This window comes from Elizabethkingia bruuniana, assembly GCF_002024805.1.
Classification (GTDB): Bacteria; Bacteroidota; Bacteroidia; order Flavobacteriales; family Weeksellaceae; genus Elizabethkingia; species Elizabethkingia bruuniana.
The window spans coordinates 804,001-822,697 of sequence record NZ_CP014337.1 but is presented as its reverse complement, the minus strand read 5'-3'; the positions used below and the strand labels follow the sequence as shown (position 1 = coordinate 822,697).

Annotated in this window: 12 protein-coding genes; 7 read left to right on the top strand and 5 right to left on the bottom strand. The window is 37.0% G+C overall.

Going from position 1 to position 18,697, the window contains the following annotated elements; translation table 11 throughout:
- Window positions 1-17 precede the first annotated feature (17 nt).
- The 3 genes from AYC65_RS03950 to AYC65_RS03940 all read left to right on the top strand — a co-directional run bounded on the left by AYC65_RS03950 (window position 18) and on the right by AYC65_RS03940 (window position 4,198).
- Window positions 18-3,191, top strand: a complete 3,174-nt coding sequence (locus tag AYC65_RS03950; protein ID WP_034866349.1) for an efflux RND transporter permease subunit — start codon at window positions 18-20, stop codon at window positions 3,189-3,191.
- 99 nt (window positions 3,192-3,290) lie between these two features.
- Window positions 3,291-3,773: a DUF2059 domain-containing protein gene (locus tag AYC65_RS03945; RefSeq protein ID WP_034866352.1), complete on the top strand. Its 483-nt coding sequence runs from the start codon at window positions 3,291-3,293 to the stop codon at window positions 3,771-3,773.
- 11 nt (window positions 3,774-3,784) lie between these two features.
- A complete protein-coding gene (locus AYC65_RS03940) occupies window positions 3,785-4,198 on the top strand; it encodes a hypothetical protein (protein WP_034866354.1) in 414 nt (137 codons plus the stop codon).
- Between the two features lie 22 nt (window positions 4,199-4,220).
- On the opposite strand, the gene AYC65_RS03935 is transcribed toward AYC65_RS03940, so the two are convergent.
- The 3 genes from AYC65_RS03935 to dnaE form a co-directional block, all read right to left on the bottom strand.
- Window positions 4,221-4,538 carry a type II toxin-antitoxin system RelE/ParE family toxin gene (locus AYC65_RS03935; protein WP_034866356.1) on the bottom strand — a complete coding sequence of 106 codons (318 nt, stop codon included), beginning with the start codon at window positions 4,536-4,538 and terminating at the stop codon, window positions 4,221-4,223.
- On the bottom strand, window positions 4,529-4,753 hold the full coding sequence (locus AYC65_RS03930) for a hypothetical protein (protein ID WP_034866359.1): 225 nt from the start codon (window positions 4,751-4,753) through the stop codon (window positions 4,529-4,531). Before AYC65_RS03930 ends, AYC65_RS03935 begins: the two co-directional genes overlap by 10 nt.
- Window positions 4,754-4,856: 103 nt before the next feature.
- Window positions 4,857-9,518, bottom strand: a complete 4,662-nt coding sequence (gene dnaE, locus AYC65_RS03925; protein ID WP_034866361.1) for a DNA polymerase III subunit alpha — start codon at window positions 9,516-9,518, stop codon at window positions 4,857-4,859.
- A 235-nt stretch (window positions 9,519-9,753) separates the two neighbouring features.
- On the opposite strand from dnaE, the gene AYC65_RS03920 reads away from it, so the two are divergent.
- The 4 genes from AYC65_RS03920 to AYC65_RS03905 all read left to right on the top strand — a co-directional run bounded on the left by AYC65_RS03920 (window position 9,754) and on the right by AYC65_RS03905 (window position 16,080).
- Complete coding sequence (locus tag AYC65_RS03920; protein WP_034866363.1) at window positions 9,754-11,826, top strand: alpha-ketoacid dehydrogenase subunit alpha/beta; 2,073 nt, start codon at window positions 9,754-9,756, stop codon at window positions 11,824-11,826.
- Window positions 11,827-11,871: 45 nt separating this feature from the next.
- Entirely contained in the window at window positions 11,872-14,091 is a 2,220-nt protein-coding gene (locus tag AYC65_RS03915; RefSeq protein ID WP_034866366.1) for a hypothetical protein, read from the top strand.
- Window positions 14,092-14,277: 186 nt separating this feature from the next.
- Window positions 14,278-15,549 (top strand): M20 metallopeptidase family protein, encoded by a 1,272-nt coding sequence (locus AYC65_RS03910; RefSeq protein WP_034866400.1) that lies wholly within the window; start codon window positions 14,278-14,280, stop codon window positions 15,547-15,549.
- A 324-nt stretch (window positions 15,550-15,873) separates the two neighbouring features.
- Entirely contained in the window at window positions 15,874-16,080 is a 207-nt protein-coding gene (locus tag AYC65_RS03905; RefSeq protein WP_034866370.1) for a bacteriocin-like protein, read from the top strand.
- A gap of 85 nt (window positions 16,081-16,165) precedes the next feature.
- On the opposite strand, the gene AYC65_RS03900 is transcribed toward AYC65_RS03905, so the two are convergent.
- Both AYC65_RS03900 and AYC65_RS03895 read right to left on the bottom strand, forming a co-directional pair.
- Window positions 16,166-16,969 carry an SDR family oxidoreductase gene (locus AYC65_RS03900; protein WP_034866375.1) on the bottom strand — a complete coding sequence of 268 codons (804 nt, stop codon included), beginning with the start codon at window positions 16,967-16,969 and terminating at the stop codon, window positions 16,166-16,168.
- Window positions 16,970-16,992: 23 nt separating this feature from the next.
- On the bottom strand, window positions 16,993-18,651 hold the full coding sequence (locus AYC65_RS03895; protein ID WP_034866378.1) for an FAD-binding dehydrogenase: 1,659 nt from the start codon (window positions 18,649-18,651) through the stop codon (window positions 16,993-16,995).
- Window positions 18,652-18,697 lie beyond the last annotated feature (46 nt).

Sequence of the window (18,697 nt, the reverse complement as noted above, 5' to 3'; positions counted from 1 at the left end):
ACTAAAATTAAAAAGACGTGAAATTAGCAGAAATATCCATAAAACGACCAACCCTGGTTATTGTATTGTTTACAATACTAACCCTGGGTGGGATACTCGGTTACTCCTCTATGGGGTATGAGCTAATCCCGAAATTCGAAATCAACGTAGTAAGTGTTTCCACCATTTACCCGGGAGCATCGCCTGCCGAGGTTGAAACAACAGTAACCAAGAAAATTGAAGATGCCGTTTCTTCACTGGAAAACGTAAAGAAAGTAGAATCCAAATCATTTGAGAGTTTATCACTCGTTACGATTACCCTGAATGCCGGTGCCGACACAGACTATGCGCTGAATGACGCTCAGAGAAAGATCAACGCTATTATTGCTGACTTTCCGAAAGACGTAAAAGCACCTTCATTACAGAAGTTCTCCCTGAGTGACCTTCCTATTATCACGGCCGGTGCTACTTCTAACCTGAGTAGTGTTGCCTTCTATGACCTTTTGGATAAAAAAATCCAGCCGGTACTATCAAGGGTAAAAGGTGTTGCACAAGTAAACCTTATCGGTGGACAGGAAAGAGAAATTAAAGTAAATCTGGATAAAAATAAACTGGAAGGTTACGGACTATCTATTCCGCAGGTACAACAGGCGATTCTTACATCCAATGTTGACTTCCCGACCGGAAACGTAAAAACCCGTGAGAACAGTACTATCATCAGATTATCCGGAAAATACAAAAATGTAGAAGAGCTTTCTAATCTTGTAATAGCTGTTAAAGACGGTGCCCAAATTAGACTTTCGGATGTTGCTTTTGTTGAAGATGCTCAGAAAGATGCTGAAAAAGTAGCAAGAATTGACAGAAAGCCGGCGATCCTTCTTCAGGTAGTGAAACAGTCCGATGCCAACGCTGTTGAAGTAAGTGAATTGACAAAACAAACGATTGAGAAAATTGAGAAAGATTATGCACAACAAAATGTAAAACTTAATGTTGTAAATGATACTTCTACATTTACCCTTACTGCTGCAGACAATGTAACGCATGACTTGTTTATCGCGATTATCCTTGTAGCTGTAGTAATGTTATTATTCCTTCACAGTATCCGTAATGCCTTTATCGTAATGGTATCCATTCCGGCATCATTAGTTGCAACCTTTATTGGTATGGCACTAATGGGATATACGCTGAACTTAATGAGTTTACTGGGACTTTCCCTGGTTGTAGGTATCCTTGTGGATGATGCGATTGTGGTATTGGAAAACATCTATCGACATATGGAGATGGGAAAAAACAAAGTAAGAGCTTCTTATGATGCAACTGCAGAAATCGGTATGACAGTAACTTCCATTACATTAGTAATTGTGGTAGTATTCTTACCAATTGCGATGAGTACTGGTTTGGTATCTAATATTATCTCCCAGTTCTGTGTAACCGTGGTTATTGCAACGTTGCTATCATTGTTAGCTTCCTTTACTATTGTACCATGGCTATCTTCAAGATTTGGTAAACTTACACACCTTACAGGAAAAAATATTTTCGAAAAATTCATCCTTGGATTCGAAAAGCAACTGGATAACTTCACCCATTGGGTATCTGACTTACTTAAATGGTGTCTGAAAAACAGATGGACAAAGATTTCTACAGTAGTTATTGTAATTGTATTATTCTTCATGTCATTAGGCTTAATGAAATTTATCGGAGGGGAATTCTTTTCTAAGATTGATAAAGGTGAATTCCTTGTACAAATAGAGCTTCCTAAAGATGCTTCTGTAGAGAAAACCAACTTTATGACACAGAAAGCTGAAGATTATTTGTCTAAAAAATCAGAAGTTGTAAAAATGATTACAACCGTTGGTCAGCAAAGTGATGGTTTCGGTGGAGCTCAGGCAACAGCATACAAATCAGAGATCGATGTGATCCTTGTTGGTAAAGATAAAAGAGCGGATAACTCATTCGTATATGCTGCTAAGGTTAAAAATGAACTTTCTAAGGTATTAGTAGGTGCAAAAATTAAAACGGTTCCTGTAGGTCTGATGGGTGCGGAACAAGCTCCGCTGGCATTAGTAGTAACAGGACCAGATTTGAAAAGCATCAATGAGTTTGCTAATCAGGCAATGGCGCAACTGAAAAAAATTAAAGGAGCTTCCGAAGTTAGACTTTCGTCTGAAGGTGGTAACCCGGAAATTAATATCGCCATCGACCGTGATAAAATGTCTGCCCTTGGATTAAATATACAGGATGTAGGATTGACAATGCAGACCGCTTTTAGTGGAAATACAGATGGTAAATTCCGTGCAGGTGATTACGAATATGATATCAACATCCGTTTTAATCAGCTGAACAGATCAAGTGTAGACGATGTAAAAAGCATCATCTTTGTAAATGGTAAAGGAGAAAAGATCAAACTGGATCAGTTCGCTACTATTACAGAAGGTTCAGGACCTAGCTTCCTGGAAAGAAGAGATAAATCTCCTTCTGTAACGATTAACGCGCAAACTGTAGGTATTCCTACAGGTACAGTTGCACAGCAGTGGGAAGCTCAATTCTCTAAACTGAAAAGACCTTCAGGAGTTAACTATGTATGGAGTGGTGATATGGAGAACCAAAATGAAGGTTTCGGTACACTAGGTATTGCCCTTATGGCCGCTATCATCTTAGTATACCTTGTAATGGTTGCTCTATACGACAGCTTTGTATATCCGTTTGTGGTATTGTTCTCGGTTCCGTTATCTCTTATCGGGGTATTAGCAATCTTGGCTTTAACTAATAACTCTCTGAACGTATTTACCATTCTTGGGGTTATCATGTTGATTGGTCTTGTATGTAAGAATGCGATTATGCTGGTAGACTTTGCTAACCATAGAAAAGAAGCCGGAGAAAACACATTCAATGCATTGCTTCAGGCTAACCATGCCAGACTTCGTCCAATCCTTATGACCACTATTGCGATGGTTTTCGGTATGATTCCGATTGCATTGGCACAAGGAGCAGCAGCAGAGCTTAACAACGGATTAGCATGGGTAATTATAGGTGGTTTAACATCTTCATTATTCCTTACCCTAATTTTCGTTCCGGTTATCTATTCTGGTTTCGACTGGTTAATTAGAATTTCCACCAAAGGCGAAAAAGTAGATTATGCCAAAGAAATGGTTGCAGATTATAAACCATTGGAAGTAAGTGAGGATGGCTTTACACCAAAGCACAATCACTAAATAGTAGTAAATAGTTTAATTTATGTTTATAGGATCCCGGCAGATATTTTTTTTCTGTCGGGATTTTTTTTATTGTACTTTTGATTTAAAGAAATACTAATGAAAAAAATTACAATACTTCTTTTAATACTAGCTGCTAGCCTGACATTTGCTCAGGAACAGACAGTTTCACCCGCAAAAAAAGAAAAGATAAAAACTTTTCTAAAGCTTACTAACGTATTAGGAGTTGCTAATCAGGTAATGGACAATATGATTAACTCCTATCAAACCTATTACAAGCAAGTCCCTGCTGAATACTGGGACGAATTAAAAAAGGAAACAGCTAATACAAATGACTTCGAAGAGCTTCTTATTCCAATATATTCAAAATACTACACAGAAAAAGAACTGGATGATATCATTGCTTTCTATAAAACATCTACTGGGCAAAAAGTAATAAAAACAATGCCAGATATGACAAAGGAATCTATGCAGGCAGGACAGGAATGGGGCATGAAGCTTGGACAGAAGGTCATGAAGAAAATTAATGAAAAATATCCTGTTCAGAAAGAAGTAATTATGAACTATCCATCGTCTAAATAATATAAAACTATATGAAATATCCCATTATAATTACCTGCTTTGCTTCTCTTTTGACATTTGGTCAAACTGCTAAAGCTAAAAAAGCAGAATCATTAATCCACTTGGAAGAATCTGAAGCAAATTTTAAAAAAGATCTTTCTGCAAGCATTACAAAATTGAGAGTTGCTGACAACAGAAATCTTTCACCAATATATTATCAGACACTGGAATCCGGACTAAACTATCAAAGCATGCTGAAAAGCCTTGTACCGGTCTATGAAAAATACCTGACCAACGAAGAACTGGATGCAAGAATAAAGAATCATAAGAGCAAACTTCAGAAGCCTCTAAAGGACAACCACACTTTCGATACGGAAAGACAAAAAGCCGTTATTCAATGGCAAACTCAGGCAAAACTGGCAGCTGAAAAAGCTGTGTCTAAATAATTAAAAACGTCGAAAATAAAATTTATTTTCGACGTTTTATTTTAATCGGATTTTGCCTGGCATCAAAAACATCACTTATCTCTATTCTGTTTTTCTCTTTATTATGCCAGTATATAATCTTATAATTTTTATAAACTAAATATCTAAAATTTTGAATACGATCTAAAAGTAATTCCTCTTTTTGGCCAATATCCGTTTGGAATATTAAAATCTCAGTGCTCTCAATAATATTAGTAATTAATTTTATTGAAACTTTAGAACCTGCTTTGACTTTGTAATAATCAAAAATTTTCTTTAATTCTTTTTTAGCAAAATCAGTCCAAAATATCTTTATTGCCATTGCTTAATTTCAGAAAGCAATTCATCAGATGCAATAACTTTATCATTCTTAGAATCATCTAAAGACCTATCAATTCTGGAATTAAATTCCTCAACTGTAAAAGGTGAAAAATCATTATTATCCTTCAATATTCCTTCTAAGCGAGAAAGTAACTCTTCGCTTTGTATTTTCAGGAACTCCTGGATGAATTTTAATTTTCTGGTTTGAATATCCATTTTAATAATCTAAAACAATTCAAAGTTACAAAATAAAATCATAAAACTTTAAATAACAAAAACTTAAAGTAAAAATCCTCAGCATTGACTGAGGATTTTTTGTTTAATTTAAGAATAACTCATATTTCTTATACTCGTGCAGAAGCTTTATTGTTTCAGCACTTATATCTACCGAGGTCTGCATTGAATTGAGTTCTACAAAATGATTTTCAACCGGATCTTTCAGATAGAAACTTAGTTTATGCACCCCTTTATTGTGGGCAAAAGTACGTCTGAAAAATTCTATATCATCCTGATCTACTTCATTAAATGGTACTACCAAAGAGAGCTGATTGGCATAGCGGTCGAAAGCTTCTTTCAGGTCAATAACCTCAGTAACATTTACATATAATCTGTCAAAGTCTTTAGAAGGTGCAAATTTGATCTTAAAAATTACAAACCTATGCTCTCCAAGCTTTTCTCTCAAGCGCATGTAGTCTTTATCATTCAGTCTGAAAGAATATGAACCTGTATAATCTTCCAATGTAATAAAGGCTATCTTCGTTCCGCTTTCGTAACCATCCCTTATCACATACTCCGTAATAAGACCGGAAACCATGTATTCTTTGGAATTATCATTTCCTTTACTCCGGAATTTTTTCTCTTTTAACTTTGAAATTTCAGCAGGTGTAAGATTGGAAAAATCTCTTTGAAGCACAAAATCTCTATAAGGGTCTACCTCATCCAGGTTCAGGAAATTAAACTTCCCTCTGGGGTCCACTTTTTTAATAACCTCTTCGATAATTTCATCTCCGTCTACCTCCAATATATCAGCAGGGAAATCGATATCTGTAGATACTTCATCCTTATCATCCTGTTCTTCTACTTTTTCATTTTCAGGAGCTTTTTCCAGTTCTTCATCCAGCTTTTTGTTTACCACGGATTTTTTACTCAGTGCTCCCTGAATAAACTTATACTGATAATAGAATTCATCCAACGGATGCGCCGAAAGATAGAAACCTATGGCTTCTTTTTCCCGGTTCAGTTTATGCATATTCTGCCATTCCGGAGCCGGATTTATTTTTGGTCTTTCAATCTGAACCTCATCAGCGAAATCAGCAAATAAAGAGTTTTCTACAGAGTTTTTACTATCCTGGAAACTGTTACTGTATTTTAGTAAACGTTCAATATTGGTTCTTCCCGCAGTATCTACATCGAAATATTGGGCACGGTGATAAGAATCTAATTCGTCGAAAGCTCCGGCAAATACCAAACTTTCCACTACCCTTTTATTTAGTTGTGATGAAGGAATTCTTTCAAAAAGACTGTAGATATCGGTAAATCTACCACCCTGTTCTCTTTCCTTACAAATAGCTTCCGATGGTCCTTCCCCAATCCCTTTTATAGCACCAAGTCCAAAACGAATCTGCCCTTTTTCGTTTACTGCAAATTCATATTCAGATTCATTAACAGATGGCCCCAAAACGTCTACACCCATCGCCTGGCAATCCTCCATGAACAGGGTAATCTGCTTGGTATTGTTAATGTTGTTACTCATTACACTCGCCATATATTCAGCCGGATAATTAGCTTTCAGATAAGCAGTATGATAAGCGATATAAGCATAACATGTGGAGTGAGACTTGTTAAATGCATATTCTGCAAAGGCTTCCCAGTCTTTCCAGATTTTATGAAGTTTCTCTTCGTCCAGATTATTTTTCTTCCCGCCTTCAATAAATTTAGGGAACATCTTATCCAGTACCGCTTTCTGCTTTTTACCCATTGCTTTTCTCAGCGTATCGGCCTCACCTTTGGTAAAGTTGGCCAGCTTCTGAGACAGTAGCATTACCTGCTCCTGATATACCGTAATTCCATAGGTTTCCTGTAGATACTCCTGTGTTTCCGGCAGGTCATATATAATTTCTTCCAGACCATGCTTCCGGTTGATAAAGTTCGGTATATACTTAATAGGTCCCGGTCGGTACAATGCATTCATGGCAATAAGATCGGCAAATACTGTGGGCTTTAGCTCACGCATGTATTTCTGCATACCTGCAGATTCATACTGGAAAATACCAATCGTACGACCTTCTTTAAAGAGCTGGTAGGTCTTAGCATCGTCTAGCGGTATATCATCCGGAATAATCTCTATTCCATGTCTGTTTTTAATTAGTTTAACAGCATCTTTAATGATGGTAAGCGTCCTAAGTCCCAGGAAGTCCATTTTCAGCAATCCGGCACTTTCAGCTACCGAGTTGTCAAACTGAGATACCAAAATATCCGCATCTTTTGCTGCAATGGTCACCGGAACCAAATTACTGATATCTTCCGGCGTAATAATTACCCCACAGGCGTGGATACCGGTATTTCGGATACAGCCTTCCATTTTGTAAGCACTGTCCAATACATTGAAACGGCCATCATCCGGATTGTTCAGAATTCCTTTTATTTCATCCACCAACGGAAGATCTTCCGGCTTGAATTTCTTCAAGTCGGACTTCATCACTTTCGCAATGTTCATCCCCGGTGTATTCGGAATTAGCTTTGCAATATTATTGGTTTCAGGAATAGATACATCCAGTACCCTTCCTGCATCTTTAATAGCCGATTTCCCCCCCAATACAGAATAGGTAATAATCTGTGCTACCTGATTTTGCCCATATTTATCAATTACCCATTTAATAACACGATCCCGTCCTTCATCATCAAAATCGATATCGATATCGGGCATCGAAATCCTTTCCGGGTTAAGAAAACGCTCAAAAAGGAGATCATATTTAATAGGGTCTACATTGGTAATTCCGATACAGTAAGCCACAGCAGATCCTGCTGCAGATCCCCGTCCTGGTCCAACCGATACCCCCATATTTTTAGCTTCATTACAAAAATCCTGTACAATAAGGAAATATCCCGGATACCCTGTTTTAGCAATAATATCCAGTTCGAAGTCTAGTCTTTCCCTTATATCATCGGTGATCTCTTCATATTTTTTTCGGGCGCCTTCGTAGGTAAGATGTCTCAGGAAATTCATTTCTCCTCTTTTACCACCGTCATTCAGATCTTCAGCATCCTGGAATTCCTCAGGAATATCAAACTTAGGTAAGAGAACATCTCTTTTTAGTTTATAAGATTCAAACTTATTCAGAAATTCATCATATGCAATGAAAGCATCCGGATACATCTGAAAAGCCTGCTTAACTTCTTCACTATTTTTCAGATAAAACTGTTCACTGTTCAGACCTTTTCTTTTCCCAAATCCTTTACCTACAGGTGTCGAAAGTTTCTCACCATCTTTAATACAGGCTACAATATCCTGGATCTTAGCATCCGATTTACGGGTATAATAAGTTTCGTTTTGTGCCAGTATCTTTACATTATGCTTATCCGCAAACTTTAATAAAATCTCATTAACATAGTCTTCCTCATCCATCTGGTGATTCTGTATCTGCACATAGAAATCATCACCAAATTCATTCAGCCACCACTGGAAAACTTCCTCACCACGTTGCTCCCCCAATTCTAGAATAGTAGACGGAACTTCACAGGACAAACTTCCTGTCAGTGCAATAAGATTGTCTTTATATTGAGATATTAGTGCACGGCTAATCCTTGGAACCCCTGCATAATAACCTTCTTTAAACCCTATAGATGAAAGTTTTGCCAGATTTTTATATCCTTCAAAGTTTTTAGCCAATAATACAACCTGAGTTCTTCTGTCCGGATCGTCTTTAGTAAATTGTCTCTGCTGATAACGCTCCGAAATATAAAGCTCTAGCCCCAAAATAGGTGTAAGGAACTTTGCACTGTTAATTTCATCATAGTTGTCTGGCTTTTCTTCAGCAGCTTCGGCATCCTGCTTCTTTTGCTTAAGATTTCCGTTATACTTTTCAACCTCATCGATAAACTTAAAGGCACCCATCATATTGCCCAGGTCAACAAGGCCTACAGCCGGAAAATTATTCTTTTCGGCTATGGAGACCATATCAGCTAAACCAGTCGTTGCCTGTAAAGTTGAATAAATACTGTGGCTATAAAAATGGAAGAAATTCCCGATATCAATATCATCAGTATCACCAAAGTCAGCAGTTTTCTTCCGCTTTTTAGAGTCAGCAACCTGTCTTCGGATAACAATATCGAAAGGTTTGAAGACAGCAGGATTATGATCCTTAAAGGCCTTCATCTGTACATCATCGAAGAAAATTCTATCCAATGGATAAACTTCCAATCTCATCATTTCGAAGAATGCTTGTGCTGTAGCATTTACATCGGCTGCAGCATTGTGAGCTTCATCGAATTTGTGTCCGAATAATTTTTCAGAAAGTTCCTCCAGTTTAGGAGATTTGAATCTTCCACCTCTACCTCCGGGAAGCTGACATACGTTGGTACCAAACTCCATCGTATCTACAATAGGCTTGTCTTTCAGACTGTCCTCCACTTCCTTTCTAAGAAATTCGGATCCTACAATACTGTAGTCAAAGCTTACATTATGCCCTGCTACTACCTTTGTTTTTTTCAGTACTTCTTTGAACTCGTTAAGTACTTCTTTAAGATCGCGGCCTTCACGCATCGCCATCTCTGTAGATATCCCGTGGATGCGGTATGCATTAAACGGAATATCGTAGCCCTCGGGCTTTACAATATAATCCTGATTCTCTATAAGATTTCCATGCTCGTCGTGTAACTGCCATGCAATCTGAACCATGCGCGGCCAGTTGTCGAAGTCAGTTAAAGGAGCATTAAAATTTCGGGGTAAACCAGTTGTTTCTGTATCAAAAATCAAGAACATAATCCATCAGAAATTTGAGTAAAATTACGAAAAAAGTGAACGTAAAAAAAGTTTCAGGTTCAATTGATTTTCTGTACAACATTGAATTTCAACATAAGCTTTTTTTATTGCAAAACGCACAAAACCCAGCTTAAACAAAAATTAACAAATTGATTTACAAAAATTTAAGTACATTAAACCTTCAAAAATATTTTACCTAACGATCGTTAAGTAAATTTATCTATATTTGTCAGATATGGAAGTTGACTTTAAAAAACATCTCGATAAAAAAATACTACTACAGGCTTTTGAAGATATGATGAAAGCCAGAGCTATCGCTAATTTGTATGATGAAAAAAAACAAATCTGCAAATATGTACATAGTACTTCCCGCGGACATGAAGCTATTCAGCTGGCAACAGCTTATCATCTTCAAAAGCATGATTGGGTAAGTCCCTATTACCGGGATGAGAGTATGCTTCTGGGAATGGGATACACGCCTTACCAGCTGATGTTACAACTTCTGGCAAAAGCAGATGATCCTTTCTCTGGCGGTCGCTCGTATTACAGCCACCCTTCCAATCTAAGTGATGATTATCCAAAAATGATTCACCAGAGCAGTGCTACTGGTATGCAGGCAATTCCAACAACCGGAATTGCGCAAGGCATACAATACATAGAACACTTTAGCCTGAAATCATATCCTACCCCGCCAGTTGTAGTTTGTAGCTTTGGCGATAATAGTGTAACCGAAGGCGAGGTAAGTGAAGCTTTTCAGTTTGCCGCACTACACCAGTTGCCTATTATTTTCTTGGTACAAGATAACAATTGGGGAATTTCTGTAACGGCTGAAGAAGCTCGTTCACAGGATGCTTATGATTTTATTGCTGGTTTCAAAGGTATCGAGAGAATGCGTATCGACGGAACAGAGTTTCCGGAATCTTATCTGGCTATGAAAAATGCTTTCGACTATGTTCGTACCGAAAGAAAACCAATTTTAGTTTGTGCTAAAACTGTTTTGATTGGTCACCATACTTCCGGAGTAAGAAAAGAAATGTACCGTCCTTTAGACGATCTGGCTAAGCATGAAGCCCATGATCCGGGTAAAAAACTATGGAAATATCTTCTGGAAAATGGCATCAGTGATGATCAGTTAAAAGAAATTGAGAAAAATGCAGAAATACAGATTCGTGAGGATTTTGAAAAAGCTTTGGCTGCAGAAGATCCAAAACCTGAAGATGCTGTAAAACATATTTTTGCTCCTACTCCTGTTACAGAAGAGAAAGGAGAAAGATCCCCTGAAAATGGGCAAAAAATAGTCATGGTAGATGCCTCTATACATGCTATTGAAGAACTGATGCGCAAACACCCTGAAGCATTACTTTATGGTCAGGATGTAGGCGGCCGTATTGGTGGCGTATTTCGGGAAGCTGTTACTCTGGAAGCCAAATTTGGTACTAAAAGGGTTTTCAATACTGCTATACAGGAGGCCTATATAATTGGCTCTACGATTGGAATGAGTGCATTAGGTCTAAAACCAATTGTAGAAGTACAATTTGCTGATTATATCTATCCGGGGATTAATCAGTTGATTACCGAGATTTCTAAATCCTGTTATTTAAGCGAAGGAAAATTTCCGGTAAATAATATCATCCGTGTACCGATTGGGGCCTATGGCGGCGGCGGACCGTATCACAGTGGCAGTGTAGAAAGTATTCTTGCTAATATCAAAGGGATTAAAGTAGCATACCCGAGCAATGCTGCGGATTTCAAAGGACTGTTTAAAGCAGCATTTTATGATCCAAACCCGGTAATTATGCTTGAACATAAAGGTTTATATTGGTCTAAAGTGCCGGGGACTGATGATGCTAAAACCATAGAACCTGCAGAAGATTATATATTGCCATTCGGGAAAGCCACGAGTACATTGACTGCAACCGAAGATAATATCAGTAAAGGAAAAAGTATCTGCATCATTACATACGGAATGGGTATTTACTGGGCCAAAGAAGCTGCCAAAAGTTTTGAAGGTCAGGTAGAGGTTGTAGACCTTCGAACACTTGTCCCTATGGATGAAGAATATGTATACGAAACCGTAAAAAAACATGGTAAATGTATTGTACTAACTGAAGAACAAGTACAAAATTCTTTTGCTGAAGCACTAAGTGCCAGGATCTCCAGAGAATGCTTCAGATATCTGGATGCTCCAGTCACTCCGGTAGGCGCTCAGAACGTACCTGCAATTCCTATTAATATAGATTCTGAAAAAGAAATACTCCCTAACCCCGAAAAGCTCAAAAAAACAATAGAATACTTGTTAAATTGGTAATACAGAATACTTTATAAATCAAATTTTGTTTCATAAATTTGACTTATGAAAAAACTACTGCTACTGCTTATTCCAGTTCTTTATTCTGCACAGAATAAAACCAATTCGATAAAGTCAGATAGTAGTACTTCATATAAGAATATCAAGGAAATTGTTTTAAGCAACAGAAGTAATCCCCAGGCTCTTGCCATACTGGCAAAAGCCAATAGGAACTTCAAGCAAAACAGTCCTAAAAATGAGGATTCCTATAGTTTTAAGGCTTACAGTAAATTTTCAGTAGACTTTGACAAAGATTCTATTGCCAATTATCAGAACTATGTAGCACGCAGAATTGATTCTTTGAAGCTCTTAGGCGACAATCCTGGGTTTTCCAAAAGAAAACGCAAAGATTCCATAGAAGATATAAGCTATAAAGATATGCTTACCACCAGCAAAATGTTTCTTTGGGAACGTGCTATGGAGTATAAATACAATAAAGAGCAAGGTGAGCATATCGATATTCTGGACAATAAAGTATCCGGACTAAAGCGTCCTCTTTATGATGCTATTGCTTTACGCTCTAATATTGGCCAGATCCCTGATGAAATACAAAAAGAAAACTGGACATTATACCGTTATTATCTTACAGATTCTATTCTCCTGAATGGTAGGGAAACTTATGTTATTGGTTTTAGAAAGACCAATATTACTTTCTCCAGAAAACGTAAATACAGTGGCTATATCTATATTGACAAAGAAAATTATGCTGTCGCCAAAATAGAAGACCATGGCAAGGATAAAACCGATTTGGAACATATATCCATATGGAAGCCGATTAATAACAGCTGGTTTCTGGAAAAAGAATACATGAAATCCAGAATTGGGAGTATACCTTTCAAAAACAAGGATAGCAAAAAGAGATTCAATAGCTATTTTTATATAGAAAACAATTACTTTGACTTCAAAGTACCAGACAATAAACTTACGCCCGATGATTTCAAAGGTTATACTTACACTATAAAAAATACTACAGGTACGGAGCTTCCTAAATACCGTAAAGATAATTTCGATCAACGGGATAATAACACTTATTACAAAATGGACAGTCTCTTTAAGGCTAAAAAAGTAGAATTTAAACTTAACTTTTTAGCAGGAATTACAAGAGGAGACTTTCGTTTTGGTATTATAGACTTCCCTATCGACAGATTTTTCGACATCAACAGATACGAGAATTTCAGATTTGGACTGGGAATGAAACTTAATGAAAACTTCAATCCTTATGTTTCACCAGATGCTTATGTTGGCTATGGTGTGCGGGATGGAAAGTGGAAATTCCGTGTAGGTGTAGATGTAAGGACTACCCTTGAGAGGGATGCTGTACTTCGTTTAGATTACACAGATGACGTTGGTGCATCCGGACGTTTCAGGCAGAATCTGTGGGTAGGTAAAATGAAGATTATGAATACTGGTGCAGGACTTCAGACGCTAAACTACTACAGATACAGAGGTTTTAAGCTTTCTTACCTGGACAGTCCGATTAACTCTTTTATGTATAAAGTAGAAGCCGCAAAATATAAAGAAGAAGCTTTATTCGATTACCTGTATAAAGGTCAGGATAAGATCTATGATAACTTTTCTACTGTTGTTACCTTAAAATACTCACCAAACAGTAAGTATATTATGACACCTACCGGGAAAGATATGGTAGAACAGGGTTACCCGGAGCTGTATTTCAACTGGGAAAAAGGATGGAGTGATTTAAAATACAATAGACTTGATTTGCTTGCACTATACCAACAGGAAAGTATATTAGGACAAACCGGACTTAGAGTTTACGGAGGCTATGTTGGCGGAGATTTCCCATTCTGGAAAACCTTTGAAGGCGGAGGTCTGGCTCCGGAAGGAAAGAAAAGCTTTATGAGCCGTTTCAACCTTACTACTTATCTGGGCTTTGCAACTATGCCTAGTGGAAAATATTATCAAGACAAGTTTGGTGCATTCTATATCAGTCACCGCATTCCTTGGCATTTTAAAAGCTTCGGACAGAATACTTCCAGCTTCGATTTGGTTTATAAAGGTATTATAGGCGATTTCAAAAATCCGGAATTCCACCAGATAAAGTTTGAAACACTAAACAAGCTTTATCAGGAAGTTGGTGTAGAATGGAATAATTTCCTGAGCACTCAGTTCAATCTTGGGTTCTTTTATCGTGTTGGCCATTACCAAACCAGCAATTTTACCGACAATTTCGCTATTCAGCTGAAATTAAAGATTTTAGGATTCTAAATCCACACAGCTAAAAATATATCAATCCTGTATTATGTACAAGATTTTTTTATAATACCAGTATATTTATTATATGCTGGTCCATTAATTTTAAATAATAATAAAAACTTTTAACTAATTTAACAGCAGACACAGAAATATTTTGCATCTTTAGAACTTGTTTATCCAAAGATAAAAGTGCTGAATATGAAAATACAATTCTTATTTCCTCTACTCTTAGCATGCTCAGTTGGTGCTCAGCTAAAAACAAAACAAACTTCTATCCACGAGTCTATTGGATTGGAAACCGACAAAGTTTTCAATAAACTTGTTGAAATCAGAAGAGATTTTCATGAAAACCCTGAATTGGCAGGTCATGAAGTCCGCACTCAAAAAGTTTTGGAAAAGTATTTACTCGATCTGGGGCTAGAAGTCCAAAAAGATCTATATGGACACTCTTTAATAGGAATCCTTAAAGGAGGAAAAAAAGGAAAAAAAATAGCATGGCGTGCAGATATGGATGCTTTACCTGGCAATAACACTGACAAAGTATCTTTCAAATCTAAAAATAAAGACATATGGCATGGCTGTGGCCATGACGTGCATATGGCAATTGGTATTGGTATAGCCGAAGTACTGTCAAAATATAAAAAGGAGCTGAAAGGAACCGTTTATTTCATATTTCAACCAGAAGAAGAAACTTTTGTCGGTGCAAAAAAAATGATTGATAATGGCTTATTTTCTAAAATAAGCCCGGACGAGATCTATGGACTTCACGTGACGGCATTACCCGTTGGCCAGATTATGACTAAGCCAGAAGAAGTCTTTGCTTATCAGACAAGAGTAAAAATTGAGCTGAAAAATTCATTATCGGATAAAGAAATAAAAGAGATTTCAAAAAAAATATCTGCTTCATTATCCCGTACAGAAAATAATAGCAAGCCTTGGGAAATACAATATATAACTGATCCTAAAATAGGGTTAATGAATCCTGGAACTATCTTTAAGAACTATCGGATAATAGATGAAAATTTTATTTCAGGCTCTGATGATAAAAGCTTTTCTATGAAGGCTTATATTTATGAAACAAACGCTGATAAGCTGAAAGAAATTATTCCACAGATAAAGCGGGTTTTAGAGACAAATGGCTATAAAGATCAGCTTCTTTCTGTTTCTTATATACAGGAAAACCCAACAGTTTTCAATGATAAAAATTTAACCAGTCTTGCTACAGAAACACTTGAAAAGATTTACGGGAAAACGGTAATGGTTAAAGATTATGGCCAGGTTCCTTATTTCAATGATGATTTCGCTTATTTTCAACAAAAAAAACAGGGTGTCTACTTCTTATTGGGAGGCTCAAATTTTAAAAAAGGAATTGTTGCAATGAATCATACTCCGGATTTTGAAGTTGATGAAGAAAGTATAAGAAATGGTGTTAAAAGTTTTTCATCCCTTATTTATGAAAGGTTGAAATAGTCTTTATAATGAGTACCCAAATGAAAACCAATCATTCCGATTATGATTAGTTTCTTATTTTTCTCCTGCAAATGTTTTTAAACTTCAATTCTTTAAGTTGAGTATCAAATTATTTGCAAAAATTGTCAATTTGTATAAAAATATTTGTAATTTGGTTTTTCAAAAGCACAGTAATAATTTATTTAAATATTTGAATTTTAAAACTTAAATACACAAATAATTACTTTTTATCTCAAGTTCTTTCTTCTTATCCCGAACTTAGGTTAATTAGTAATTGTTTAAGCAAAATAAGACAATTAAATTCATAAATTAAAAATAATTGATATGAAAAATTTAAAAAAATTATCCCGAAGACAACTAAAAGTTATTTCTGGAGGAATGGTATCTTGTGGAGGTGAATGTTCTGATGGAAGTGGAGTCTCAGTAGATTCATGTACTTCATGTATTAATTATCTAAACGGTGCAGCATGTTATAATTCTCATGACAAAAGTATTCATGTAGAAAAATGTTTAGAGCTTCCTTTTGTATAATTTTTCAACTTTTACAGATTATAAATAAGATTTATTATGAACGTTAAATACTCATGACAATTTTGTTCAGAAGAAGAGTTAGTATTTACACCACCTTTGCCTTACGAACAATCTTTACCAGCAATGAAGGGAAAAATCTTTTAAGATATACCCCGAACTTTTCTTTTCCACCAATAACAGCCTGATACTTTTGTTTTGCAATCGCCTTCAGCATTTTTTGTGCAAAAACGTTGACAGGTATTCCATTAGCCGTAGCATCGTCCATTGTATTTTGAGCTGTTCCGGTACCAGTAACAGCATTGATGGAAATATTGGTTTTTACAAACCCCGGACAGATTATTGTTACCAATACCTTATCATTATAAAGCTCTGCCCGCAAAGCTTCAAAAAAACCATGTAAAGCATGTTTTGCCGCTGCATAACCGCTGCGCATAGGTGCACCGAAAAGTCCCATAAGACTGGATACAACAACAATTTGCCCTCCTTTATTGGTAATCATATAAGGAACCACCGCCTTAGTAAGCGCAACAGTGCCTATAAAATCAACATCCATCAGGCGCTTATCCACCTCTATAGATGTTTCCATTGCTAATGAACGTTGCGGCAATCCTGCATTATTGATTAGTATATCTATTTTACCAAATTTTGCAATTGCATTTTCTACAATAGCCGGCATAGCAGTATAATTCTCCAAATCAACAGGAATTACGACATATCTATCTTTATCCAATCCGGCGTTCTGAGCAATTACATAAAGCTGATCTTCCCGTCTTGATGAAAGAATAATCTTTGCATTGCTCTTTACTGTCAGTTCTTTTACCAATGCCTCTCCAATACCAGATGATGCACCTGTAATCCAGATTACTTTGTTATTAAAATATGCATTCATGATCCGTTCCTTTTTTGTTGTGATTACAATCCGCCTATATACTTCCCTGCTTTCATTCCGGAGAATATGCAGCCTCCAAGGAAAGTACCTTCCAGAGCTCTGTATCCATGCATTCCGCCGCCTCCAAATCCAGCAGCTTCTCCTACTGCATAAAGTCCTTTTAATACTTCTCCATCATTTCCTAATACCTGCGCATCCAGATTAGTTTCTATTCCGCCCAAAGTTTTACGGGTCAGAATATTAAGGCGAACCGCAATAAGAGGACCATTTTCCGGTGCCAGGATTTTATGAGGTTTTGCGACACGGCCTAATTTATCTCCTAAATATTTCCGTGTGCTTCTTATATAATTGATTTGTGTATCCTTTGAGAACTTATTATCCAACTCCCGATCCCTTTCTTCTATTATCTGTCGGATGTTATTATAGTCCAGAAGGTGATCTCCGGAAAGTTCATTCATTTTTTGTACAAGCTCCTCCAGATTATCAGATACTATAAAGTCCTTGCCATGTTCTTTAAAGGCTTCAACAGGAGCAGGAGCTTTTTTACCAAAAATCCGATTCAGAAAAAGACGGTAATCTTTATTTGTGATATCAGGATTCTGCTCTGATCCTGAAAGTGCAAATTCTTTTTTAATAATCTTCTGAGTCAGGATAAACCAGGAATATTCATAGCCTGTATCCTGAATATACTTTAGTGTTCCCAGCGTATCGAATCCAGGCAGAAAAGGAGCAGGCAGGCGTTTCCCTTTAGCATCAATCCATAAAGATGATGGTCCCGGTAATATTCTTATTCCGTGTTTTGGCCAAATCGGATTCCAGTTCTGCAAACCTTCTGTATAATGCCACATCCGATCTCTGTTGATAATATTAGCCCCTGTATTCTCTGCTATACCAATCATTTTCCCATCTACATATGCAGGTACTCCACATACCATATTTTCAGGGGCTTTTCCTAATCTTTCAGGCCAGTTCTTTCTTACCAGTTCATGATTGGCTCCAATTCCTCCCGATGCTATAATGACATTCTGAGCTTTGTACTCAAACTGACCAGTAACAGTTCTGTTTGTAGCAATTCCTCTTTCTTTATCATCCGTTTCCAGAATATTTCCTTTAACACCTGTTACTCTATTATCTTTTGTGATTAATTCCGTAACCTGGTGTCTGAATTTCATTTGGAGCAATCCCTCTTTCTGCGCCTCATAAGCTTTCTCTACAAAAGGTTCTACAACACCGGTACCTGTTCCCCAGCTAACATGAAACCTGGGCACAGAATTTCCATGACCGCTAGCATTACCATCTCCACGTTCTGCCCAGCCTACCATAAACATAAGTTTGATTCCCATTTTGCTGATGTATTCATATTTATCATGAGCCGCAAATTTCAAATAAGCTTCAGCCCACTGTCTTGGCCAGTAGTCTTCTTCCCGGTCGAAACCAGCTGTTCCCATCCAATCCTGTCGCGCCAACTCATAAGAATCTTTAATTCCCATTCTGCGCTGCTGCGGAGAATTGACAAGGAATAATCCGCCGAAAGACCAGAATGCCTGTCCCCCTATATTCTGTTCAGTTTCCTGATCCAGCAACAAAACCTTTTTCCCGGCATTCGTAATTTCCATTGCGGCAACCAATCCTGCCAGTCCACTTCCGATAATAATAGCATCCGGATGAAAATTATTTTCCATTTTAATAGATCATGATTTTGGTGAGTACAATTAAAGTCCTTACTAC

Coding starts and splice junctions, on each gene's coding strand:
- AYC65_RS03905 (WP_034866370.1), top strand. CDS start 15,874: ATGAAAAATTTAAAAAAATTATCCCGAAGACAACTAAAAGTTATTTCT.
- AYC65_RS03940 (WP_034866354.1), top strand. CDS start 3,785: ATGAAATATCCCATTATAATTACCTGCTTTGCTTCTCTTTTGACATTT.
- AYC65_RS03920 (WP_034866363.1), top strand. CDS start 9,754: ATGGAAGTTGACTTTAAAAAACATCTCGATAAAAAAATACTACTACAG.
- AYC65_RS03930 (WP_034866359.1), bottom strand. CDS start 4,753: ATGGATATTCAAACCAGAAAATTAAAATTCATCCAGGAGTTCCTGAAA.
- AYC65_RS03900 (WP_034866375.1), bottom strand. CDS start 16,969: ATGAATGCATATTTTAATAACAAAGTAATCTGGATTACAGGTGCATCA.
- dnaE (WP_034866361.1), bottom strand. CDS start 9,518: ATGTTCTTGATTTTTGATACAGAAACAACTGGTTTACCCCGAAATTTT.
- AYC65_RS03945 (WP_034866352.1), top strand. CDS start 3,291: ATGAAAAAAATTACAATACTTCTTTTAATACTAGCTGCTAGCCTGACA.
- AYC65_RS03935 (WP_034866356.1), bottom strand. CDS start 4,538: ATGGCAATAAAGATATTTTGGACTGATTTTGCTAAAAAAGAATTAAAG.
- AYC65_RS03915 (WP_034866366.1), top strand. CDS start 11,872: ATGAAAAAACTACTGCTACTGCTTATTCCAGTTCTTTATTCTGCACAG.
- AYC65_RS03910 (WP_034866400.1), top strand. CDS start 14,278: ATGAAAATACAATTCTTATTTCCTCTACTCTTAGCATGCTCAGTTGGT.
- AYC65_RS03895 (WP_034866378.1), bottom strand. CDS start 18,651: ATGGAAAATAATTTTCATCCGGATGCTATTATTATCGGAAGTGGACTG.